Here is a 22,642-nt window from a genome sequence, read left to right on the forward strand (position 1 = left end):
CGTAATCCACGTTTAGTGGGATACTTCCGTAACCTGCCTTCTCCTGCGCCAGCTGACGAAGCCGGTAACCGCAGGCCATGCAAGAGCCAGCATCGCGAGAACCAACAGGGGCGTATCCCCCATGCGCGCATACGGCGTCAAACCAGTATGAAGGGGAACGGTTGCCGTCAGCAGTTCGTTCGTGCCCAGGCCACTGAGTTGTGAGACTGTGCCGTCGGGCTGGATAACTGCGGAGTATCCGGTGGGGGCAGCCTGGAGAACGGTGCGGCCAAACTCGCGGGCACGCATCCGGGATGCGGCCACTTCAATTGCAGGTACTTCCTCGGTCACAAAAGACGCGGCGTTGGTCGGTGCGAGGAGTAGCTGCCCACCATTGCGAACGGCATCGGCGACCCGGTCGGCGAAGAAGACCTCATAAGAAATGACGATCCCCAATCGTGGTGTCCCGCTGGGATCGAGCACCGCCGGTCCCTCTCCGACAATGGCGTCGCGGGGGATGAACCGTGCGTCCTCGCTGAGTCGTTCAATCAGATTGCGCATAGGGATGTACTCGCCGAACGGCACACGATGATGCTTCTCATAGCGTCCTAACCGGGTCCCGTCCGGTCCCCACACTATGGATGCGTTCCGGAAATGTTGATCCTCGGATTCGGTAATTCCGACGACGATGTTCGTGTCGAGTTGCCTGGCCAGTTCAGCGAAAGCTGCATCAACGCGCGTCCCGTCGATTGAGCCGTCGATATTGACGACGTTTTCGGGCAGCAGAACCAGATCAGGGTCCCCGGTGATATCTTCGGCAGCCTGTAGGTGCCGGCGGGTCGTATCAAACGGATCGGTATTGACCGCGCGAAGCCCGCGGGGGCCTCCACCCTGCACGAGCACGACGTCAAGGCTGCCTTCTGCCGTATCATTTACGATCGTTGGCGCGAACGCCGGTACCGCGAGTACCACGACCGCTGCGACCACGGATGCTGCACGGGCTCGTCTCGGCCCGAAGATGACAGCGGTAACAACGGCCCCCGCAACTGCGGCCAACGCGGTCACCAGGAGAGTCCCACCCAGGGGCGCTGCCGCCATGAAAGGACCATCGGTCTGGCTGTATCCGAAAGCGGACAGCGGGAAACCGCCGAACGGGAACCGGTGCTGCACAGCCTCCAATAACACCAGGGCAGCAGGGGTGAGCAGCCACCAGCCCGACCAGCGGCTGCGAAAAGCCGCCTCGTTAGGCGATACCGCGGCAACCAGCATTAACAGTAGCGCCTGAACGGCAACAACAGCAGCGTATCCGGCAGTGTTGAAGTCGGTGAGCCAGCGCAGAGCAAGAGCGTAGTGCGCCACCCCGCCCAACCCACCGAGCCACAAACGGTTACGTAGTGGTTGACCTGCCAAAGCCAGCATGAACATAGTCACGCCCACCGGGAACAGCACCCACCAACCGCGTGGCGGCAGCGCCAGCCACCAGACCACCGCAGCTCCCATCATGAGCGCGGTGGGACCGGCCAATCTGCGCCAGTTATCGCCGGCTATCCCCCGGGAAAGACGTGAGACTGTCACGTCTGCTGCAGTACTAGCCTTCATCGGAGATCACGGCCTTTTTCGGGTTGTTGCTCAGTTGTGAATATATGCCCAATCCTTCGAGTCATGTGACAGCAACTTTCAGTACTTTCCCAGTGGATCTGGGGGTCCGGCAAAGCGTTGACGAATCCGGATTTAGTTCAGGCCGGCGTAGGAGTGCAGGCCGGAGACGACCAGGTTGATGAACAACAGGTTGAAGATTATCGTGGCCGGGGCCAGGATATTGATCCACGCGGCCTTGTGATCGAGCCACCCGGCCGTGGCACGGGCATGCAGGTAGGCGGCATAGAGCACCCAGGAGATAAAGGATGCGGTCTCCTTCGGATCCCATCCTCAAAACCGGCCCCACGAGGCCTCCGCCCAGATCGCACCCAGAACAATGCCCAACCCCAGTACGGGCAACGTAATGATGGCGGACTTGTAGGCCAGGGCGTCAAGCTTTTTCGCACTCGGCAGCGGCTTGGCCACAGCACCGAAGAAGCCACGCTCCGCACCCTTCGGCTGCCAGATGCGCAGCCGCTGGGAAATATGTACGAGTACATCTCCATGATCTGCGTGGACAAGCTGCAGGTCATCGACTTCCGCCCGACACGGTGCACACCACTGGTCCCAAGCGTTGAGGACGACGACCTCGCCGTCAAAATCAGACAGGCTGATCTCCTCACCCTCCTCCATCAGCGACGGGCCGGAGAAGTCCGGCAGCGGGGCACGTTCCTCCTTTGCGTAGATAATCTCGGTTTGGCCTCCTGGTGAGTGGAACTGGAAGGTGCCCCCGACGGCGACGGCGTTTCGGGCGCCGTCGCCTGAGGAACAGGCCGTCAGGGTCACGGCGGTGAGCACCGCGGCAACCGCGATGGCGGCTCTGCGGGGTGTGCTCGGCATGGATTAGATCTCCTTATTCCGGGGCGGTGGGGAAGAAGACGGTGTTCTGGTTGTCCCGGAAGACCACAACACCGAGGAAGGTCATCGTGCTGCCCGGTGGGTGGTCTGCAGCGACCCAGCTCACCCCAGCGACCGACCATGCTGTGGGGTTAGGCGTACCGCAGGGAACTCATCATCCCGGTTTCCAAGTGATAGGCGTTATGGCAGTGAAATGCCCACTCACCGGGGTTGTCAGCGATCAGGTCGGCGATCATGGTTTCACCGTGGCGGAGAAGGACGGTGTCCTTGCGTAGCCCGCCGCTGCCGGGCAGCGCCCACGTGTGTCCGTGGATGTGCATGGGGTGGGGCATCATGGTCCTGTTGCGCATGACCATCCGCAGGCGCTGGCCCTCCTGCACGGTCGCGGAGGAGGATTGGCCGTCGGTGAGAATGCTCCATTCATACGGCATCATCTGCCCGCCCAGGTCGATGCTGACTTCTCGGTCTGGTGTGCCCTCGGGCAGGAGTGCACGGTCTGCTGGCTTCAGGGAGGACAGAAGCAGTCCGGTGGACGACAACTCGGGGAAGTCGACATCGGGGCGGGGGGCCTGGCCGCCGGCGGTGCGGATGACGGCGAAGGCGCGGTCGTCCTTACCCACCGCCAAAGCCGTGAGCGGGAAGATGCCGTCGCCGAGGATGACCTCGACGTCGACACGCTCGCCCATCGACAGGTAGATCGATTCGGTCTCCCAGGGCTGGACAGGGAAGCCGTCGGTGTGGGTGACGGTCATACGGTGGCCACCGAGAGCCACCTTGAAGATGGTGTCAGCGCCCGCGTTGATGAACCTCAGGCGGGCTTTATCCCCCGGTCGGGCATTAAACGTTCGGTGCGCCCGGGGAATGCGTCCGTTGATGAGGTAGTGCGGATACATGACATCACCGGCATCTCCACCCAGAGCCAGATCGGGCGTGCCGTGGGCCATCATGCCCCCCTCACCACCCATATCCATCCCGCCGTGGCCACCCATGTCCATGTTTCCGTGTCCGCCCATGTCCATCCCCGTCAACATGGTCAGCTGATCTTCGGGACTGCTGCCGTCGATGCCGTCCAGCCAGTCGTCGAGCACGATGGTCCATTCGACGTCCTGATCCTCTGCGTCGTCCGGGTCGCGGACGATCAGAGGGGCGTGCAGACCCCGGTCGAGTTGTAGGCCGCTGTGGGAGTGGTAGAAGTAGGTTCCTCCATGGGGGGTTTCGAACACATAGGAAAACGACTGACCAGGCTCAATGGGAGGCTGGGTCATGCCGGGCACACCGTCGGCTGCGTTGTGGAGTGCGATGCCATGCCAGTGGATGGAGGTGCTCTCAGGCAGTTCATTGGTGATATCGACCTGGAGGACGTCGCCGGCGGTGGCCTCAATGGCCGCATCCCCGGTGTCAGAGACATATCCCCACGTCTTGGCTTCGATGCCGCCGATATCGATCGACATGGGCCGCGCGGTCAGCGTCTTGCGGACGGAAGGCGCGGGAAGATTCGGGGGAGTCGGGTAGGAGGATGACGACGAGGAGGACGCGGCAGGGGCCGAGGTGCTGTTGCCCTGTCCGCAGGCGACCAGGGCCCCGGTGCCGGCGAGGACGAGCCCGCCGAGCAGAAACTGTCGTCGGGAAAACGCGTTCGTCATGATTTAACCTTCCATGGTGTAAGATTTCAGTGATACGGGAGACAGGCGCAGGTGAGGACCCTGCTGAGCCATCACGTCAGGCGCAGGTCTGTGACACACGTTGCGCCGTCAGCGGTGGTGGAAAACTCCGTGGTGCCGGTACGCCCCTGGTAGCTGACCTCAATCAGGCCGGTGGCATCATCGGGAAGCCAGAAGCCAATAAACCCGTTGTCGAACGTGGTGGTTTGCTCGTCGATCAGGACCTCCCCGGTGGTCTCATCGGTGACCGTGACCTGGACGGGCGCATTGCGCAGTTCACCCAGGCAGGTGGTCAGACTGTGGTAAAAGCAGTCATGGGTCTGGGTCACATATGGGGCAATCGAGACGTAGGTCAGGTCCTGGGGCAGGTCGAGAGCCACCTCCTGGTTCTCATCCGAGAGCAGCAGTTCATTGGCACGCACTGAGGCGATCAGATCCGTAGGACGCTCAGTGACCTTCTGCCGGTCGAGGTGATCAATGATCTCCACCGCGTCCATGGCGGCCAGACCGTGGGCGGTCAAGAACTTATCCTGGCTCACTTCCGCGGTGACAGCGGGCTCCGAGTCGGGGGCTGAGCATCCGGTGAGGGTCAGGGCGAGGGCGGCGGCTGCGATCGCTGCTCGTTTCACGTCAATCTCCTTGGGTCGTGGTTAGACCGTGATAGGGCACCGCTTATGCGTCGGTGCTTCATCTTTCTCTAGCACGTCCGCCGGCCGGCCGGAAAACCAAAAACCCTGCTCGCAGCCTTGAAATACGGTGAAAAGGGGGCGCGATCGGTGGGCTGGGTCACACCTGAACTGGCCCGCCCCACCACGGGTTGCTGTCCTGCTACCCCGCCCCCGGTATCTGGCGCGGGGCGCCCAACCCCTGGTAGCACCTGCTTCCCCCACCGGTGAAGGCAACATTCTTGGTCTGTGAGGGGACACAGAAACGAGAGCGATCCAGGGGTTGTTTTTGAAGATTTAATGAAGATGTCCTCGGCGAGCACCGAGCGAGGATGGCATCACCCCTGGCCGGGACCATACTGGATCCTATGGATGACCGCGCACTGACCATCGCCACGCCCCCGGGGCGGGTGCTGGTGGTCGACGATGAACAACCCCTGGCCCAGATGGTGGCCACCTACCTCATCCGGGCAGGCTTCGAGGCTCGTCAGGCCTACACGGGAACTCAGGCCGTGGACGAGGCCCGTCGCTTTTCCCCCGATGTTGTTGTGTTGGATCTGGGTCTGCCCGAACTCGACGGTCTAGAGGTGTGCGGACGGATCCGCACCTTCTCGGACTGCTACATTCTCATGCTCACCGCCCGCGGCACCGAGGACGACAAGATCACCGGTTTGACCCTGGGGGCCGATGACTACATCACCAAACCCTTCGGCATCCGGGAACTGGTGACCCGGGTGCATGCGGTGCTACGCCGCCCCCGCACCAGCACCATCCCGCCGCAGGTTACCGCCCCGTTTGTCGTCGGTGAGCTCACCATTGACCCCGCCGCCCACAAGGTGCAGGTGGGGGAGGTGGTCGTGGATCTCACCCGCACGGAGTTCGAGCTGCTGGTCACCCTGGCCCTGCGCCCAGGCCAGGTGCTCACCCGCCACGACCTGGTCACCGAGGTCTGGGACACCACCTGGGTGGGGGACGAGCGCATCGTCGATGTCCACATCGGCAACCTGCGCCGCAAGCTCGGCACCGATACCCGGGGGCGGGGCTTCATCGAAACCGTGCGTGGAGTGGGCTACCGGGTGGGGCAACCATGAAGCACGGACCCGGCCTGACCTTCCGCTTCCTGGCCGCCCAGGTGGCGGTCGTGGTGATCAGCCTGTTGGTGGCCGCGACCGTAGCCACAATCGTAGGCCCGGCCCTGTTCCACGACCATATGCTGATGATCGGCCGGGAAGATCCCTCGCTGGAGTTGTTTCACGCCGAGCAGGCCTACCGGGACGCCAACCTGATCACCCTGGCCGTGGCCCTGCCCACCGCATTGATCAGCACCCTACTGGCCAGCCTGTGGTTGTCTCGTCGGCTGCGCACTCCCCTGCAGGGCCTGACGCGCGCGGCCGCCTCCGTCGCCGGTGGCAACTACCGGGTACGCGTCCCCGCGGGGAACGCCGGCCCGGAGGTGAGCACGCTGGCACAAGCCTTCAACACCATGGCTAATCGGATGGAACACACCGAACAGGTCCGCCGCCAAATGCTCTCGGACCTGGCCCACGAAATGGGCACCCCCTTGTCGGTCCTCGCGGTCTACTTCGATGGCCTCCAGGACGGTGTCGTGGACTGGGACCTGTCCACCCACCGGATCATGTCCGACCAACTCACCCGCTTGACCCGGCTGATCGAGGATATCGACGATGTCTCCCGGGCCCAGGAAGACCGCATTGATCTGGACCTAGCCGAGGAAGGACTCGATGAACTGCTCCACGTCGCGGCCGCCGCCGCGGGGGAAGCCTACGCCGACAAAGGCGTCGGTCTACACATCGAGGCTGGCCACGACACCGCCCGGGTAATGGTGGACCGGCAACGCTTCGGCCAGGTGATGGGCAACCTGCTGTCCAACGCCCTGCGGCACACCCCAACCGGTGGACGGGTCCAGGTCATCGTCCGCCAACAGGGGGCTTCCGCCACGCTCATTGATATCACCGACACCGGCGACGGCATCCCGCCCGACCAGCTCGAGCACATCTTCGAACGCTTCTACCGGGGGGATGCCGCCCGGAGCCGGGACAAGGGTGGGGCCGGCATCGGCCTGACCATCTCCCGTGCTCTGATCGAAGCTCACGGCGGCACCTTAACCGCCACCTCACCCGGAGCCGGTCACGGAGCGGTGTTCACCCTCCGCCTCCCGCTGTCCCCTCCCGACAGTGAGGAGGCTGCTCGGTGACCACACCCTGCCCCGTGAGGGCCGTGCCCTCCACCCCTTGAAAATGTACCCCGGGGGGGTATATGCTAGCGAGCGTTACCGCATCCCACCGACCCGTAGGAGCTTTCCCATGATCACCTCGCCGCCCCGCCTCTTGCCGATGGTCTCCCACGGCTGCAGCTGTTGCGGACCTGCCTCACGTGCCGACACCGCCTCCACCCCTGCCGCCAGCGATTCCTCAGCAGGAGGGGCCTCCCCTAGCTACTATGTCACCGGCCTGACCTGCGGGCACTGCGCGAAAAGCGTGACCCAGGCCCTTCAGGCCCTCCCCCAGGTCGACGACGTCCAGATTGATCTCGCTGCTGGTGGTGTTTCCACCGTCACGGTCACCGGTGTCGTACCTCCGGAGATGGTTCGCCGGGCCATCGAGGAGGCCGGCTACACCGTCTTATCCTGATCAGTTTTACCCATCATCTCGACCCCGACCGGGTTGAGCGGAAGGAACGCCATGAGCACTCTCCACCATTCCGGCGATCACCATGGTGATCACCCCACTCCGGAAACAGACCACACCCACCACCCGGATCATGCCAGCCACGAACACCACGCAGATGCCGACACCCACGGCCAGGCGATGCCCCACGATCACCCGCACTCCGCCCTGGACGAAGACCACCACGTTCATGGTCACGGCGAACACGCCGGCCATAGCACGGCGATGTTCAGGCAGCGTTTCTGGTGGTCGCTGATTCTGTCCATTCCCGTCGTTATTTTCAGCCCGATGGTCGCTGAACTGCTCGGCTACCACCTCCCCGAATTCCCGGGCTCATCCTGGATTCCCCCGGTTCTCGGCACCGTCATTTTTGTCTACGGCGGAACGCCTTTCCTCAAAGGCGGATGGAAAGAACTGAAATCCCGCAAACCCGGGATGATGCTCCTGATCGCCATGGCCATCACCGTGGCGTTTGTCGCCTCCTGGGTCACCACTCTGGGGCTGGGCGGTTTTGACCTGGACTTCTGGTGGGAGCTGGCCCTGCTGGTGACCATCATGCTGCTGGGCCACTGGCTGGAGATGCGCGCTCTCGGGGCCGCGTCCTCCGCGCTTGACGCGCTGGCTGCCCTGCTGCCGGATGAGGCCGAGAAAGTCATCGACGGGACCACCCGCACCGTGGCCATTTCGGAGCTCAGCGTCGATGACGTGGTGCTGGTGAGGGCCGGGGCCCGGGTACCGGCGGATGGCACGATCATCGACGGAGCGGCTGAATTCGACGAGGCGATGATCACCGGCGAATCCCGACCTGTCTTCCGCGACACCGGTGACAAGGTGGTCGCCGGTACCGTGGCCACCGACAACACCGTCCGCATCCGGGTGGAGGCTACCGGCGGGGACACCGCTCTGGCCGGGATCCAACGCATGGTTGCCGACGCCCAGGAGTCCTCCTCCCGGGCCCAGGCCCTGGCGGATCGGGCGGCGGCGTTGTTGTTCTGGTTCGCGCTGATCTCCGCTCTGATCACCGCGGTGGTGTGGACCATCATCGGCAGTCCGGACGATGCCGTGGTGCGCACGGTCACGGTGCTGGTCATCGCTTGTCCGCACGCCCTGGGATTGGCGATTCCGTTGGTGATTGCGATCTCCACCGAGCGGGCGGCCAAGTCCGGGGTGTTGATCAAGGATCGGATGGCACTGGAGCGGATGCGCACCGTCGATGTGGTCCTGTTCGACAAGACCGGCACCCTGACTGAGGGTGCCCACGGTGTCACCGGTGTCGCAGCTGTCGAGGGCATCACCGAGGGCGAGCTGCTGGCTATTGCGGCGGCGGCCGAGGCTGACAGCGAGCACCCCGTCGCACGCGCCATTGTTACCGCCGCGGGTGAGCACCCCGAGGCCTCACGAATGGTGCTGCGCGGCACCGGTTTTACCGCGGCCTCCGGCCGGGGCGTGCGCGCCACCGTTGATGGCTCCGAGATCCTCGTCGGCGGGCCGAACATGCTCCGCGAATTCAACCTGACCAACCCCGGTGTGCTCGAAGAGCAGACTGGGGAGTGGACTCAACGCGGGGCCGGAGTCCTCCACGTGGTCCAGGACGGACAGATCATCGGTGCCCTGGCCGTCGAGGATACGGTCCGCCCCGAATCCCGCGCCGCCGTGAAAGCCCTGCAGGACCGCGGGGTCAAGGTCGCGATGATCACCGGCGACGCGCAGCAGGTGGCCCAGGCGGTTGGCCAGGACCTGGGGATCGATGAGGTCTTCGCCGAGGTCCTGCCCCAGGACAAGGACACCAAGGTCACCCAGTTACAGGAGCGTGGCCTGAGCGTGGCCATGGTCGGCGACGGTGTCAACGACGCCCCCGCTCTGACCCGCGCGGAGGTCGGTATCGCCATCGGGGCCGGCACGGATGTGGCGATGGAATCCGCCGGAGTGGTTCTGGCCAGTGATGACCCGCGGGCAGTGCTGTCGATGATTGAGCTCTCGCAGGCCAGCTACCGCAAGATGATCCAGAACCTCATCTGGGCCTCTGGCTACAACATCCTCGCCGTGCCGCTGGCCGCCGGCGTGCTCGCCCCCATCGGGGTGGTGCTCTCCCCGGCCGTGGGCGCGATCTTGATGTCTGCCTCGACCATCGTGGTGGCCCTGAACGCCCAGCTGCTACGCCGGATCGATCTGGACCCGGCCCACCTAGCCCCCACCGATCGACAGGAGGACCCTGCCAGGTCCGCCTCTCCCGTGACCAACGGTCGCTGACCCTTCGAGGTTGACCCGCTGTTAAATTAACAGCGGGTTTCTCCTTTTGTATATGCTTGCTCCGTCATGTGTCCGGCACGTAGCCAAACGCCGGGCCTGTCCCGAGCAAGAAAGACAAACTCCATGAACGATATTGCACGCAAGGCGCTCGCGGAGGCCCTGGCCACCCTGCTGTTCGTCTTCACCATCATCACCGCTGTCGCCGCTGCCGACAACTTCGCGCCCGTAGCCATTGGTATGGCACTGATGGTGCTGGTGTACTCCACCGGCCACATCTCCGGTGGACACGTGAACCCGGCTGTCTCCCTCGGTGCCTGGATTCGCGGTGCTATGACCGCCACCGAGATGCTCATCTACTGGGCTGCTCAGATCGTCGGCGGCATCCTTGGCGCCCTGCTGACCCGTGCCGTCATCTCTGATCCGGTCGAGGCTGCGCAGATCCAGTCTCTGCCGGCCTTTGTTGTAGAGGCCGTGTTCACCTTCATCCTCGTGTGGGTCGTGCTGAATGTGGCCACCTCCAAAGAGACCGACGGTAACTCCTTCTTTGGCCTGGCCATCGGTGCCACCGTGATGACCGGTGCCTTCGCTGTCGGCCCCATCTCCGGCGGCGGGTTCAATCCGGCCGTGGCAATTGGGCTGTGCGTCAACGGCAACTTCGCGTGGGACAACGTGTGGCTCTACATTCTCGCGCCGCTGGTTGGTGCAGCCTTGGCGGCGCTCGCGTTCCGCGTTCTCAGCCCGGCTGACGTCGAGCACGACCTGCAGGCCTAAGACTGGCGGAAAGCTCACCTTTCGCGTCCATCGGCGTTGATGTCGGTGATGGCGACGTGCCATCCATCGTCGGCAAGTTGGCGAGCGACTTCCTTGCCAATGCCGGATGCGGCACCCGTCACGATGGCGTACTTCTGCGCATTCTGCTCTGCGTTCATGGGTCGTATCCTAGAGGAAACAACCTCACGTGTTTGTGGGTTCGGGCGTTACACTGGGCCGCATGCCTGCGACCCCCATCCCGACCTACTTGAACGCGATCCTCGACGAGGTGCGCGACAACAAAGAGGGCAACAACGCCGACTACATCGAGACGTTGCGCGACGCTGACCCGGACAAGCTCGCGCTCGCGCTGTGCACCCGCAGCGGCAACCTGTATTCGGTGGGGGATGACGAGTATGAATTCTCCATCCAGTCCATCTCGAAGCCGTTCGTGTACGCGCTTTCACTGGACATGGTCGGTCCGGAAGAGGTCCATAAGTACGTCGGCGTGGAACCGTCGGGCGAGGCGTTCAATGAGCTGTCGCTGGATGACACGCACCGTCCCGCCAACCCGCTGATCAACGCCGGTGCGATCGTGGTCAACGAGCTTGTCGCCGGTGACGGGGTTGTTTTGCGCGAATTCAGCAAGCTCGCGGGACGCGAATTGCTTCTCGACGACAACCTCGCCCGCGCCGAACTCTCCAGCGCCGACCGCAACCTCGCCCTGGGGCACATGCTCCGCGAGTACGGGATGATCAAGGGCGACGTGGAAGAAGTCGTGGCCAGTTACATCCGCCAGTGCTCGATCATGGTGAACGTGAAAGACCTGGCTATCATGGCGGCGACATTGGCCAACGGTGGATTGCAGCCGGTGACGGGGGAGAGGGTGCTCTCTGCGCGGGCGTGCCGGCTCACACAGGCCGTCATGGCGTCTGCCGGCATGTACGACGGTTCGGGCCGCTGGATGAGCCGCGTGGGTATCCCCGCGAAGTCCGGTGTGTCGGGCGGGTTGATCGGGACGCTGCCGGGCCAGCTTGGTGCGGCGTCGTTAAGCCCGCGGCTGAACGAGGAAGGCAACTCCGTGCGCGGTGTAGAGATTTTCCAGCGCATGTCGGAGACCCTCGGTCTGCACATGATGGGTTCTTATTACTACTCCGCGCCGGGTATCCGCACCGTGCACCGCCAGGGTGACACCAACGTGGTCGAGCTGCAGGGCATGATCAACTTCACCGCCGCCGAGACGATCCTCCACGACCTGGTGGAGCGCCACCTGGTCGGCGACAAGCTCGTCCTCGACTTCACCCATGTGACATCGTTCAACATGGCCGGCCGCCGCCTGGTCAAAGAAGGGCTGCGCCAGTTCCGCGAGGAAGGATATGAAGTCGCCGTCTACGACCCGGAAGCCGCCATGCCGGACTACGAATTCTCCGACGGCACCCGTGTCGAATCCATCAAGGACTTCACCGAATCCTTCACCGTCAACGTGTCCCCGGAGGATGCCTACACCGTGGTGTCGGACCCGAAGCAGTGGTGGGAGGACACCGAAGATTCTGTCGAAGGCAATGCCGATGAAAAGGGCGAGTCCTTCTCCATCGAGTCCGACGACGGCACCGGTTACTTCACCGTCGAGCAGGCCGATGACGGCGAGCGCCTCGTGTGGCACTCCGAAACCACCGACGAGGATGGCGAGGACGAGGACTGGCGCGACTCCGACATCATCTTCGACTTTGACCGCGAAGAGGACGGCTCCACCACCGTCCACGTCACCCACCGCGGCCTGAAACCCCACGACAGGCACTATGAGGAGCGGGTGCAGGACTGGCGCGACCGGATTGGTAAGCGCCTCCAGCCGTACATCAACCGCCGCGCCGGGAATTCACGCGCGGCAGAAGATGCGGCTGGGGCTGAGCCCAGCGAGCCCAGCTAGTCTTCGAGTTCCGCGTTGAGGCGCTCCTCGTCGCGCTCACGCTGTTTGCGCAGCATCGCTGGCACGGCGATCACGGCGAAGACGGTGCCGATGATCCCGCCGGTGTACAACCCGCGCGCCAAGGACGGGTCCGAGACGTTGTACGCGATGCCGAACAGCATGACAAAGCACAGCGTGAGGTTCACTATTGCCAGCCCCCACAGCCCGTCTTTGAGCTTCGGTGCTGGGCGGGCGGCGCGGGACTTCAACCATTGCGTGAAGATGAGGTTCGGCCCGATCAGCGGGATGACGATGAGCAACGACCACATCGCATGTGTGCCGGGCAGCACCCAAGCGAGCATAGCGCCGGCGATCAGCGCGAAGGTGGGCAGCAGGGCCAGTGCGATGGTGGAGGCTTGGTGGTAAGTGCGGGTTTCGTATTCGTCGCCAAGCATCTTCTCTGTCTTGGCCAGGATGGTGTCGCCGATGTTCATGGTCAGCTCCTTTGCTGGTCACCGAAGACTTCCTCAACCGTTTTGCCGAGTTCGCGGCAAATGTCGAGCGCCAGGTGAACCGAAGGGGAATAGTTTCCTTTTTCGATGTTGGCTACGGTCTGCCGGGAGACACCGACGCGTTGGGCAAGCTCGGCTTGCGAAAGCTCGTGCCAGCGCCGCCATTGGCGGACCATGTTCGGGTGTGGATCTATGTCGCGCGACATTTTCTAACCGTAAATAATCCCATTCAGAGTGTCAAGGAAACTTTACAAACTGCTAACCCCAGTCGCCGAGCGCGCCCTCCAACGCGCCCAACGCTGCATCGATGATCGGCCGCCGTGCATCCTCCGGGCATCCCGCATCCGCCCAATCGAGGCACACAGCCTCCACGAATCCGAAGAACCCGGATACAGCGACAGCTGCGCGTTCACCGTCCGCGCCCACCAGCGCCCGCAGCTTATCGACGCCCGTATCCCGCCCCTCAATCCTCACAAACTGGACCTCCTGCGGCGTATCCCCACGCACCACCGCCGCCCACGCCAGCGGGTGAGCGGCAACGTGATCGAGGTAGACCTCCGCCGCCGCCCGGACCTTGTCGCGTGTCGACGTATTCGGTGGCAGCCCCTCGACCGCCTCCGCTACCGCCGCATCCAGCTCCTCTTCCCGCTGGGCAACCACAGCCGCGTACAGTCCCGCCTTCGAGCCGAAGTGGTGGAAAATCAACCCGACCGAGACGCCCGCGGCCTGGGCTATGTCCTGGGTGGATACCTCGGAGTAGCTGGAGGAGGCGAACAGGGGGCTGGCGACATCGATAAGCGTGTGGCGTCGTTCTGCGACGCTGAGCCGCGTGCGTGTCATGAAAACCACTATACTGAGTGGCGCTCAGTAGGAAAGGAGTCCCATGCTGGAGAACACGATCTGGTGGCACGTCTACCCGCTCGGCGCACTCGGTGCGCCCATCCGCGACCGCGCCGGCGACGATGCCGCGCCGCGTCTGCGTGAGCTTGAACCGTGGCTCGACTACCTCATTGAGCTCGGCTGCGACGGCCTGCTACTCGCCCCGATTTTCGAGTCCGTGGGGCATGGCTACGACACCCTCGACCACTACCGCGTCGACGCGCGCCTGGGCACGAACGAGGACTTCGATTGGCTCATGTCTGCGTGTCGCGAACGCGGCATCAAGGTCATGCTCGACGGCGTGTTCAACCATGTCGCCGCCACGCACCCCGCCGTCGCCGCTGGTCTGGCAGGCTCGACTTCCTGGGAAGGCCACGACGAGCTGGCTACCCTCCACCACGATGACGAGCGCGTCCGCGACATGGTCGCTGACATCATGAAGTTCTGGCTCGCGCGCGGCATCGCCGGCTGGCGTCTCGATGTCGCCTACTCCGTGCCACCCGCCTTCTGGGCCGACGTGCTCGCGCGGGTGCGCGCCGACTACCCCGACGCTCTGTTTTTGGGCGAGGTCATCCACGGCGACTACGTGCAGATCGCGTCGTCCGGCACTCTCAATTCGGTCACCCAGTACGAACTGTGGAAGGCCATCTGGAGCTCGCTTCACGACGAGAACTTCTGGGAACTCGACCACGCCCTTTCCCGCCACGCAACCGTGAGTGGTTCGATGGTGGCGAACACCTTCGTGGGCAACCACGACGTTGACCGCATCTCGAGCAAGATCGGCCAGGACAAGGCCATCGTCGCGCTGGCCATCTTGATGACACTGCCCGGCATGCCCTCCATCTACTACGGCGACGAGCAGGGCTTCGAAGGCATCCGCGGGGAAGGCTGGACCGCCGACGACTCCGTCCGCCCCGCCCTCCCCGCCGAGCCCTCTGATCTGTCGCCGCTGGGTTCATGGATCTTCAACGAGCACCAAGCCCTCGTTGGGCTGCGCCGCCGCCACCCGTGGCTCACCCGCGCGTCCATTGAGGTGCTGGACAAGACCAATGAGACCATTAGCTACCGCGTGAGCGCGGGCCCCAATGCTGACATCGACTCGGGTTCCGCCGGCCCCACCGAGCTCCAGGTCGACGTGTGGTTGCAGCCGGCCCCCGGTGTGCGCATCCGTGCGTGCGAGCACGGGGAGACCGGTGAGCCTGGGGAGACCCTTTACGAGTGGACGCCGTAGCGCGTTCGTAGCTTGCCCTTGCGGAAAAGTTGACAAACTAGGGATCGATCCGTATCGCGAAAACGCCCTGACCTGAGGCTTTGTTGCTAGGCGGAAATCGAGTTTGTCAACTTTTCCGCAGGCTCCATTGTCGTCGAGCCCGTGCCCTCGAGACTTAGCTCGGCCCTGCCGATTCGGCGGCTGTTCTAGGCAGCCATTCTCGAACGCACGGCATCCCTCAAGTGTTGCGGGATATCGGCGAGGGTGCCTGCTGTCACCCTGATCACTAGCCATCCGCGGAGAGCGCATTCGATGCCTATGCGCGAGTCCTTATCCCTTTGGGTCCGTTCGAGGTGGTGCTCACCGTCGTACATCAAGGCAATCTTCAGATCAGGGAGAGCGAGGTCGAAGACGGTGATGAGGCGGGATTCGTCGTAAAGCGGGAGCTGCTCTACGAGGAAAACCTGCAGCTCTTTGCACACAGCGACGCTTAGCAACCGCATCTCGGTCTCCTTCGGGGAATCGGCGAACCGGCTGGAATGGCCAATCAAAATGGCGAGCCACCGCCTATTTAATCTGCGTGCCGCGGCATCGACAACATCCTCGAGTCTGACGCCGAGATGACGACGAGCCATGTCGAGCACTTGAATGCACCGCACCTCAACCGCTGTCAATCCCTCGACGTGCAGGACCCGCCATGAATGCAGGCCAGAACGGATATGGCGAATAGCCTCGACGACCGCATCCGCGGGCGGTGAGATCCGAACGTCAAGTCCGCGGTACGTCACGATCCACGGCACGGTCCCGCTGAGATGAGAAACGTGCGGGGTGAAAGCTGTGGCCGCCTGTTTCGTGCGAACCGGACCCGCGAGGGTCGTGTCGCAGTGGTCAGCGAAGAATGGGAGACCGAAAACGGCTAGTGCGCTGAGCCCGGATATCGAATGATTGGGCCGTTCCAATGCCATGGCGAGTGCTCGGGCAGCGGCAGGGGCCCGGTAAACAATTCGACGGGGGTGGTCCCACGACTGCGATTCAGCCAAGTCGAGCGGGCGACCGAGAGTTGGATCGATCGCGTAGGTGGATGAGACGGTCAGGCCCTCGCCGGGTTCACGGAACCCCCGGCGAACGGCGGAAGACACATCCATCCCATTGAAAGCGTGCAGGGGTTGGTCTCTGAACGAAGAGGGGTAGCGCGGGTTTCTCATGTCCTGTTGGACTGCGGTAACTGTTCGTTCGGTTCCCTCCCTTCGGCTGGGAGTGCGGAAAAGTTTACAAACTCGAACCAAGTTCAGACACCCAAAAGGCTATGACCAGCGCGTTTGTTTCTAGACCGAAATCCAGTTTGTCAACTTTTCCGCAGGCGCCGCTGAACGCCCGCGCGCCCACGCGGGCCCTGCCTCACTCCAGGGCCCCAAACCCCTTACCGCAGCACGTCGCGCCCGTACTTCAGCGCCATGGTGAGCAAGTTGGCCCACTTCTCGGGGGCCAGCCCGTCTGGCCCGGCGATGGGGACGATGCGCTGTTCAGCGACGGTGCGAGCTTCGGTGAACTTGAGCAGGCCGTCGTCACCGTGGCGGCGGCCCACACCGGAGCGCTTCCAACCGCCCATGGGCGCAGCGATGGAGGACCAGCCTGCGGCGTACCCTTCGTTGATGTTCACGGTGCCGGCTTCGAGCTGGCTCGCGATCTCGCGGGCAGTTGCGGGCTTGCCCCACACGGACGCGTTCAGGCCGTATTCGGTGTCGTTGGCGCGGCGGATGGCTTCTTCGTGCGAGTCCACAACCTCGATGTAGACGACGGGGCCGAAGACCTCTTCGCGGTGGAGGCGGGCGTCTTCAGGCACATTGAGCAGCACGGTGGGGGCGTAGAAGTTCTCACCGAGGTCGGGCAGGCGCTTGCCGCCGGTGGCCACGGCCGCGCCCTTGGACACGGCATCCTCAACGAACGAAGCGACGGTGTCGGCCTGGTCGGAAGAAATCAGCGAACCCATGTCGATATCCCAGTCGTGGCCTGGGCCGATGCGCATCTTCTCGACGCAGCGCACAAACGCCGGGATGAACTTGTCGGCCACGTCGCGGTGGACGTAGATGCGCTCGATAGAAATGCACAGCTGGCCGGTGTTGGAGAAGCAGGCGTGGCGCACGCCGGAGACGACCTTGTCCACGTCGGCGTCGGAGGTGACGATGAGCGGGTTCTTGCCGCCGAGCTCACCGGAGAAGCCGATGAGTCGCTCGCCAGCCTGGGAGGCGAGCTTCGCGCCGGTGTCGGAGGAGCCGGTGAACATGAGGTAGTCGACCGAGTTGACTAGCGCCTGACCCACCTCACGGCCGGAACCAGGCACGACGGTCAGCACATCTTTGGGCAGGCCGGCTTCAGCAAGCAGTTCGGCGGCGCGCAGGGAGGTCATCGGGGTCGACGAGTCCGGCTTGAGCACGACGGTGTTGCCCGCCATGATCGCCGGGATCGCGTCAGAAATGGCCAGGACGAGCGGGTAGTTCCAGGGCGCGATGATGCCGACCACGCCGACGGGCGCGTGCTGCACCTGCGTTTTCGTCGCGATTGGCAGGGCGACCTTCGCGCGGTCCGGGGAGAGCAGTTTCTCCGCGCGGTAGGCGTAGTGGCGCGCGGTCAGCGCGTTGTCCAGCACTTCTTCGAAGGCGGCGCGGCGGTTTTTGCCGTTTTCGTCCTGGATGATGTCCAGGAGTTCCTTTTGGTGCTTGAGCACGAGGTCGTGGTAGCGCAGCATGACTTTCTTGCGCTCTTTGACTGCGGTGGCGGCCCATTCGGGCTGCTTGGCGCGGGCGCGCTCGACGGCTTCGAGTGCCGTGTCGGCGCCGTAGTAGTTGGTGGTGCCCACGATCGTGCCGTCGGCGGGGTTTTTAATGGTGATGGTCGTGTTGTTGTTCACGCTCGTCGTCATAACCCCCAAATCTAGTGCACCTGGCGGCGACGGTACAGGTAGTTTGCGCCAAAAAATTACTTAGCGACGTCTCCGCCCACCCCGACAAACCTGCGCACCAACGAGCGGTATGCCGCGGCAGTCAGGGCGACGTCTTCCACGTCAATGTATTCGTCGTGGGAGTGGAGCTGGTCGAGGACTTCGCCGAAACTGCGCTCGCGGGCGTGCAGCGCGAATCCGTAGCCGACTCCGCCGAGGCGGCGGCCAAAGCGCAGGTCGGAGCCCCCGGCGGCGATGGTGGGTACGACGGGGACGCCGGGGAAGAACTCGTCAAGCGTATCGACGATAGCGTCGTAGAGCGGTCCCTCCGTCGGCGACACCGTGGCGTCTTCGGTGATGAGGTGCTCGACGGTGACGCGGTCAGCAAGGTCGCCGAGAGCGCTGCGGAGCAGGTCGTCGATCTCCTCTTGGGTCTGTCCCGGCAACGGGCGGATATCCAGCTCGAGGTAGGCGGTCGACGGCAGCACGTTGATGGCGCCGCCAGCGCGCAGCACGGTGGGGGAGACAGCTAGGTGGCTCATCGCGTGGGAGTAACGGGCCAGGTCGCCCAAGGCCTCGTAGTTCTCGCCGCGCAGCAGTTGTGCTTCGGTCTCCGGGTCGAAGCGGAACGCGCGTACGTAGCCTTGCCACAACTCGTCGGAAACGACCTCGGGCTCGAGCGCGGCCAGCCGGCGCGCCACTTCGCCGATCAACCCGACGGTCATCTCGCGGCCGTAGGGTGCGGAGCCGTGGCCTGCGTCGCCATGCACGGTCAGGCGGCGCTGAGCTGCGCCTTTCTCACCGACGACGACAACGATCGCGTCACCATCGCCAACCACCGGCAAGTGCGATCCAGCTGTCTCGGACAGGCAGTTGCGCCAGCTGAAGGCCTCGGGCTCGTTCTGGGAGATCCAGCCGGCACCCAGGCCGCCACGGGCTTCCTCATCGGCGCAGCCGACGAAGGTCAGGGTGCCGCGCGGCGGGTTGCCTGCCTGCGCCTCAATAGCGACTTCGCGGGTGACGGCGGCCATCGCTGCGGTAATGAAGAGCATGTCCATGGCACCGCGGCCGTAGATGCGGCCGTCGATAAGCTCGGCGCCGAAAGGGTCCTTGGTCCACTTCGGTTCGTCGACAGGGACGACGTCGGTGTGGCCGAGGAGGGTGAGCGGCTCGGCGGACGGGTCGGAGCCCTCAATGGTGAAGGCGACGGAGACGCGGCCCGGGTGCGGCTCGAAGCGGCGCACGGACACGACCGAGGAGTCCTCCCCGAGAGCCTCAGCGAAGAAAGCCTCGAGGGTTTCGGCGTTGCGCACCTCCTGGCCGGAGTCTGCCGTTAGGTCGTTCACGCAGGCGTTGCGGATGAGCTGCTGCAGCAGGTCGACGGTGGTGTCGGTCAGCTCGGTGGGGGTGCGGTCTGTCATTGGCGGTGTCAGTGCTCCTTCGGGCTTTGGGTGAGGGTGCCGGTCGGACTGGATTCCAGAATGTATTGTGCGAGCTTATCCAACGCGTTCTGGCAGTCTTCTTCCGAGCCGTCAAGTGAGCGGGCCGCAATAGCGATGCCGTAGGTGGTGTCGCCGATGGTGGTAAAGCCCATTTGGCGGGAGTGCCAGGAGCCGTCGTCGGCATCAGACCAGCCGCCCTTGAAGGGCATGTCGGCAATGCGCCCGAGGCCGTAAGAGTGCTCAGGGTTGATCTTGTGCATCTCGTCGATCACGGGGTGGTCCTCCGGCAGGGAGGCCAGGTGGCGGGCATAGCGGGCCTGGGCGGGAACGGGCCACACGGTCGTTCCAAAATACGGTCCCACCTGGACGGACATTCCGCCTTTGGCGATCTCTTCGCCGACGAGCTGGCTGGCTTCGTCGTCGGAGCCCAAGCACGACCACAGGCTTGAGGCTGCGTCGTTGTCGGAGTATTCGATGGAGGCGGATGTCAGCTCCGCAAGTGTTTCCTCGTCGTAGGAGCAGTGGTCTTGCGCGACCACAGCGATCGGGATTTTGATGGTTGACCAGGCGGGTAGCATGCCGACGGAGCCAGCGGAGGCGTCGGTGGTGCCGTCGAAAAGCGAAATGCCTGCCTGGGTGCCTGTATCTTCCTCGATGGCGGCGACGGCCTCAGCCATGTCGTCGAGGTCCAGGTGCTGTGGTGCAGGGGCCGGTCCGGGCGTGACGGGAGGAGCATCCTCAGGCTTGTTTCCGCAGGAACTAAGCCCTAGCGGGAAAGCGAGACACGTGGATAACAGCAGTGCCGCAGTCGGCGTGGGACGCTTCACAAGACTGATACTGTAGCCCCTTTTCAGTAGGGTTGACAGACATGGGTGATCTTGAGGTCGTAGGCAGTGTTGAGGAAGCCGTTGATAAGCTCATTGAGCTGTATCGCGCATCGTGCCTCCTCGCCCGCGAAAGCCTCGATTCCGGTGACGTTGCGCGCTATGAGGGCGTGAAGTACCCGAAGATCGCCGTGGAGGTCAAAGAGTGGCACCCCGTCGACCGCTCGCAGCCGTTCGGCTATGTCGATGAAGCTGGCGTGTACTCGGCGGTGCTGTCGCGGCCGGACATAATGGCCCGCTATTTGCGCCACCAGCTGCAGTGCTTGGTGATCAACTACGACTGCGAGATCGCCGTCGGCTATTCCGACGTGGGCATTCCGCCGGAGTACATCCGCGGGCTCGAAGGCATCAATGAAGCGCGGCGCTCACGTTCCGGCACCGTCATTCCGCGGCCGACGCTTGACGACGTCCACGATGCCATCATCGACGGCGACTGGGATGCCTTTCACGGACCGGAGAAACCCCTGTTCCACTTCGGGCCGCAACGCTTCGACATCGCGTGCGCGCGGATCGAGCACTACACCGGCATCGAGGTCGATTCGGTGCAGCGGTTCATCCTGTTCACCAACTACGAGATGCACACGCGTGAATTCGTGAAATTCGGGTTGTCGCAGCTCGCGGGGGAGGAGACCCGTTACTCGGCGCTGATTCTGCCGAACGGGCGCACGATCACGCGCGGGGACGTCGCCGACATCGACCAACTGGCCATGGACTTGGCTTCGCGCTACCAGATGCCGCGCTTCGACTTGGCCGCCGAGGATAACGCGGGCGTGACCATGATCAATATCGGCGTGGGCCCGTCGAACGCGAAGACGGTGACGGACTGCCTCGCTGTTCTGCGCCCCGAGTGCTGGATCATGATCGGCCACTGCGCCGGCTTGGATGCTCGCATGCGCATCGGCGACCTTATTCTGGGCAACGCCTACGAGCGCCGCGACCACGTGCTGCAGAACCACATCAAGTCTGAGCTTCCCATTCCCGCCGTGCCGGAGATCCAGCGCACGCTAGAGAAATCGGTGAAGAAGATTTACGGCGAGGAGGAGCAGTCCCTCATGCGCACCGGCACGGTGCTGTCCACGGACGACCGCAACTGGGAGTGGCAGACCCCGCGCGAGCTATGGGATTGGTTGCGGCACTCCACCGCGGTGGCCGTGGATATGGAGTCTTGCACCATCGCGGCGAACGGGTACCGCTACCGCGTTCCCTACGGCGCACTGCTCGCTGTGTCCGACTTGCCGCTGCACGCCGTGCCGAAGCTGCCGGCTGCGGCGCAGGCCTTCTACTCCAACTCGAAGGAAGCCCACGTGATGTGCGCTGTCCGCGCGATGGAACGCCTCGCCGAGCACCCTGAGCGCCTGCGTACCCGCAAACTGCGCCGTGCGCAGGGTGAGGTCCCGTTCCGGTGAGGTTTCACGACCCGGAGTTCAACGACCCTGCTGTCGAGCTCGCTCACCGCAGCGCGATCCGCTCCATCGAGCGCGTTGTGCATGAAACAGCGCAGCCAACTCCGCCCGAGCAGGCACTCGCGGAGATTGCCCGCATGCTCAACCGCGGTCCCGCCCTCATCCTCACCGGCGCCGGCATGTCCACGGAGTCCGGCATTCCCGACTACCGTTCGCCCGGCGGCCGGTTGTCCAAGGGCCGCCCGATGACGTACCAGGAATTCGCCCATTCGCCGGCTGCGGTGCGCCGCTACTGGGCCCGCGCCTTCGTGGGCATGCGCTACATGCGCGCCGCTCACCCCAACCGCGCCCATTTCGCGCTAGTGGAGCTGGAGCGCGCCGGGTTGATCCGCGGCATTGTCACGCAAAACGTCGATGGGCTGCACCTCGAGGCGGGCTCCCAGAATGTCATTGCGCTGCATGGCGACATGGAGCACGTCGTGTGCCTCGATTGCGGCCGCCGCGAAACACGCACGCTTTTCGACGCCCGCCTCGACGCCGCCAATCCCGGCTACTTCGAATCCGTCACCGTGACTGAGGGCATGATCAACCCCGACGGTGACGTGGAGTTGCCCGATTCTGCGGTGGAGCGGTTCACCATGTTGACGTGCGAGGCCTGCGGGGGCCAGCGGCTCAAACCGGACGTGGTCTACTTCGGGGAGAATGTTCCGCGGCAGCGCCGCGCCGAGGCGGGGCAGTGGCTGGCGGAGTCGACATCGCTCATTGCGGTGGGGACGTCCTTAGCCGTGATGAGCGGGTACCGCCTCGTGCTTGACGCACGCGCGCAGGAGAAGCCGGTCGCGGTGGTCAACGGTGGTCCCGGCCGGGCCGATCAGAAGGTGACCACATTGTGGCGCAGCAATGTCGGCGACGCGCTGGACAGCATTTTGGATGAGCTCGGGCTCTAGGTGCGGCCAGAGTGCGGGCCGGTTGTGCGGCGA

Annotated in this window: 19 protein-coding genes and 3 pseudogenes; 9 read left to right on the forward strand and 13 right to left on the reverse strand. The window is 64.0% G+C overall.

Annotated features, from left to right (window positions below):
- Positions 1–12: 12 nt before the first annotated feature.
- The 5 genes and pseudogenes from lnt to KBX17_RS03870 form a co-directional block, all read right to left on the reverse strand.
- Positions 13–1,554: an apolipoprotein N-acyltransferase gene (gene lnt / locus KBX17_RS03850; protein WP_255997221.1), complete on the reverse strand. Its 1,542-nt coding sequence runs from the start codon at positions 1,552–1,554 to the stop codon at positions 13–15.
- A gap of 156 nt (positions 1,555–1,710) precedes the next feature.
- Positions 1,711–2,091: pseudogene (ccsA, locus tag KBX17_RS03855) on the reverse strand (cytochrome c biogenesis protein CcsA); the annotation flags it as partial.
- A 33-nt stretch (positions 2,092–2,124) separates the two neighbouring features.
- Positions 2,125–2,457 (reverse strand): annotated as a pseudogene (locus KBX17_RS03860) (TlpA family protein disulfide reductase); the annotation flags it as partial.
- Between the two features lie 149 nt (positions 2,458–2,606).
- The gene (locus tag KBX17_RS03865) at positions 2,607–4,118 is read right to left on the reverse strand and encodes a multicopper oxidase family protein (protein WP_255994678.1); all 1,512 of its coding nucleotides are present in this window, start codon (positions 4,116–4,118) and stop codon (positions 2,607–2,609) included.
- A gap of 71 nt (positions 4,119–4,189) precedes the next feature.
- Positions 4,190–4,765: a CueP family metal-binding protein gene (locus KBX17_RS03870; protein ID WP_255994679.1), complete on the reverse strand. Its 576-nt coding sequence runs from the start codon at positions 4,763–4,765 to the stop codon at positions 4,190–4,192.
- A 404-nt stretch (positions 4,766–5,169) separates the two neighbouring features.
- Here KBX17_RS03870 and KBX17_RS03875 point away from each other — a divergent pair, with 404 nt between their 5' ends.
- The 5 genes from KBX17_RS03875 to KBX17_RS03895 all read left to right on the forward strand — a co-directional run bounded on the left by KBX17_RS03875 (position 5,170) and on the right by KBX17_RS03895 (position 10,509).
- Positions 5,170–5,892 carry a response regulator transcription factor gene (locus tag KBX17_RS03875; RefSeq protein WP_255994680.1) on the forward strand — a complete coding sequence of 241 codons (723 nt, stop codon included), beginning with the start codon at positions 5,170–5,172 and terminating at the stop codon, positions 5,890–5,892.
- Complete coding sequence (locus KBX17_RS03880) at positions 5,889–7,016, forward strand: cell wall metabolism sensor histidine kinase WalK (protein WP_255994681.1); 1,128 nt, start codon at positions 5,889–5,891, stop codon at positions 7,014–7,016. Before KBX17_RS03875 ends, KBX17_RS03880 begins: the two co-directional genes overlap by 4 nt.
- Positions 7,017–7,125: 109 nt before the next feature.
- The gene (locus KBX17_RS03885) at positions 7,126–7,452 is read left to right on the forward strand and encodes a heavy-metal-associated domain-containing protein (protein ID WP_255994682.1); all 327 of its coding nucleotides are present in this window, start codon (positions 7,126–7,128) and stop codon (positions 7,450–7,452) included.
- A 51-nt stretch (positions 7,453–7,503) separates the two neighbouring features.
- Positions 7,504–9,738 (forward strand): copper-translocating P-type ATPase, encoded by a 2,235-nt coding sequence (locus KBX17_RS03890; RefSeq protein ID WP_256018563.1) that lies wholly within the window; start codon positions 7,504–7,506, stop codon positions 9,736–9,738.
- A 123-nt stretch (positions 9,739–9,861) separates the two neighbouring features.
- Positions 9,862–10,509, forward strand: a complete 648-nt coding sequence (locus tag KBX17_RS03895; RefSeq protein ID WP_005287521.1) for an MIP/aquaporin family protein — start codon at positions 9,862–9,864, stop codon at positions 10,507–10,509.
- Positions 10,510–10,523: 14 nt separating this feature from the next.
- Here the strand turns inward: KBX17_RS03895 and KBX17_RS03900 are convergent, their stop codons facing one another.
- Positions 10,524–10,667 carry an SDR family NAD(P)-dependent oxidoreductase gene (locus tag KBX17_RS03900; protein WP_005287518.1) on the reverse strand — a complete coding sequence of 48 codons (144 nt, stop codon included), beginning with the start codon at positions 10,665–10,667 and terminating at the stop codon, positions 10,524–10,526.
- A 62-nt stretch (positions 10,668–10,729) separates the two neighbouring features.
- Here KBX17_RS03900 and KBX17_RS03905 point away from each other — a divergent pair.
- A pseudogene (locus KBX17_RS03905) lies at positions 10,730–11,947 on the forward strand (glutaminase); the annotation flags it as partial.
- 464 nt (positions 11,948–12,411) lie between these two features.
- On the opposite strand, the gene KBX17_RS03910 reads toward KBX17_RS03905, so the two are convergent.
- The 3 genes from KBX17_RS03910 to KBX17_RS03920 are packed head-to-tail and all read right to left on the reverse strand — an operon-like array spanning position 12,412 to position 13,746.
- The gene (locus tag KBX17_RS03910) at positions 12,412–12,888 is read right to left on the reverse strand and encodes a hypothetical protein (RefSeq protein ID WP_005287512.1); all 477 of its coding nucleotides are present in this window, start codon (positions 12,886–12,888) and stop codon (positions 12,412–12,414) included.
- A 2-nt stretch (positions 12,889–12,890) separates the two neighbouring features.
- Positions 12,891–13,112 (reverse strand): helix-turn-helix transcriptional regulator, encoded by a 222-nt coding sequence (locus KBX17_RS03915; RefSeq protein WP_005287509.1) that lies wholly within the window; start codon positions 13,110–13,112, stop codon positions 12,891–12,893.
- A 52-nt stretch (positions 13,113–13,164) separates the two neighbouring features.
- Positions 13,165–13,746, reverse strand: coding sequence for a TetR/AcrR family transcriptional regulator (locus KBX17_RS03920; RefSeq protein WP_256018565.1), 582 nt, complete (start codon positions 13,744–13,746; stop codon positions 13,165–13,167).
- Positions 13,747–13,789: 43 nt separating this feature from the next.
- Between KBX17_RS03920 and KBX17_RS03925 the strand changes: the two genes are divergently transcribed.
- Entirely contained in the window at positions 13,790–15,016 is a 1,227-nt protein-coding gene (locus KBX17_RS03925) for an alpha-amylase family protein (RefSeq protein ID WP_256018567.1), read from the forward strand.
- 185 nt (positions 15,017–15,201) lie between these two features.
- Here KBX17_RS03925 and KBX17_RS03930 read toward each other — a convergent pair whose 3' ends face one another.
- The 4 genes from KBX17_RS03930 to KBX17_RS03945 form a co-directional block, all read right to left on the reverse strand.
- Positions 15,202–16,134, reverse strand: a complete 933-nt coding sequence (locus tag KBX17_RS03930) for a hypothetical protein (protein WP_256018568.1) — start codon at positions 16,132–16,134, stop codon at positions 15,202–15,204.
- 281 nt (positions 16,135–16,415) lie between these two features.
- A complete protein-coding gene (locus tag KBX17_RS03935; RefSeq protein WP_256018570.1) occupies positions 16,416–17,915 on the reverse strand; it encodes a succinic semialdehyde dehydrogenase in 1,500 nt (499 codons plus the stop codon).
- Positions 17,916–17,971: 56 nt separating this feature from the next.
- Positions 17,972–19,354 carry a M20/M25/M40 family metallo-hydrolase gene (locus tag KBX17_RS03940; RefSeq protein WP_256018571.1) on the reverse strand — a complete coding sequence of 461 codons (1,383 nt, stop codon included), beginning with the start codon at positions 19,352–19,354 and terminating at the stop codon, positions 17,972–17,974.
- Between the two features lie 8 nt (positions 19,355–19,362).
- Positions 19,363–20,202, reverse strand: a complete 840-nt coding sequence (locus tag KBX17_RS03945; RefSeq protein ID WP_256018573.1) for a class A beta-lactamase-related serine hydrolase — start codon at positions 20,200–20,202, stop codon at positions 19,363–19,365.
- A gap of 41 nt (positions 20,203–20,243) precedes the next feature.
- On the opposite strand from KBX17_RS03945, the gene amn reads away from it, so the two are divergent.
- Complete coding sequence (gene amn / locus KBX17_RS03950; protein ID WP_256018574.1) at positions 20,244–21,665, forward strand: AMP nucleosidase; 1,422 nt, start codon at positions 20,244–20,246, stop codon at positions 21,663–21,665.
- Positions 21,662–22,609, forward strand: a complete 948-nt coding sequence (locus KBX17_RS03955) for a Sir2 family NAD-dependent protein deacetylase (protein WP_256018580.1) — start codon at positions 21,662–21,664, stop codon at positions 22,607–22,609. Before amn ends, KBX17_RS03955 begins: the two co-directional genes overlap by 4 nt.
- The last annotated feature ends 33 nt before the right edge of the window (positions 22,610–22,642 follow it).

Source organism: Corynebacterium sp. CCUG 65737 (genome assembly GCF_024454115.1).
GTDB classification, from domain to species: Bacteria; Actinomycetota; Actinomycetes; order Mycobacteriales; family Mycobacteriaceae; genus Corynebacterium; species Corynebacterium genitalium.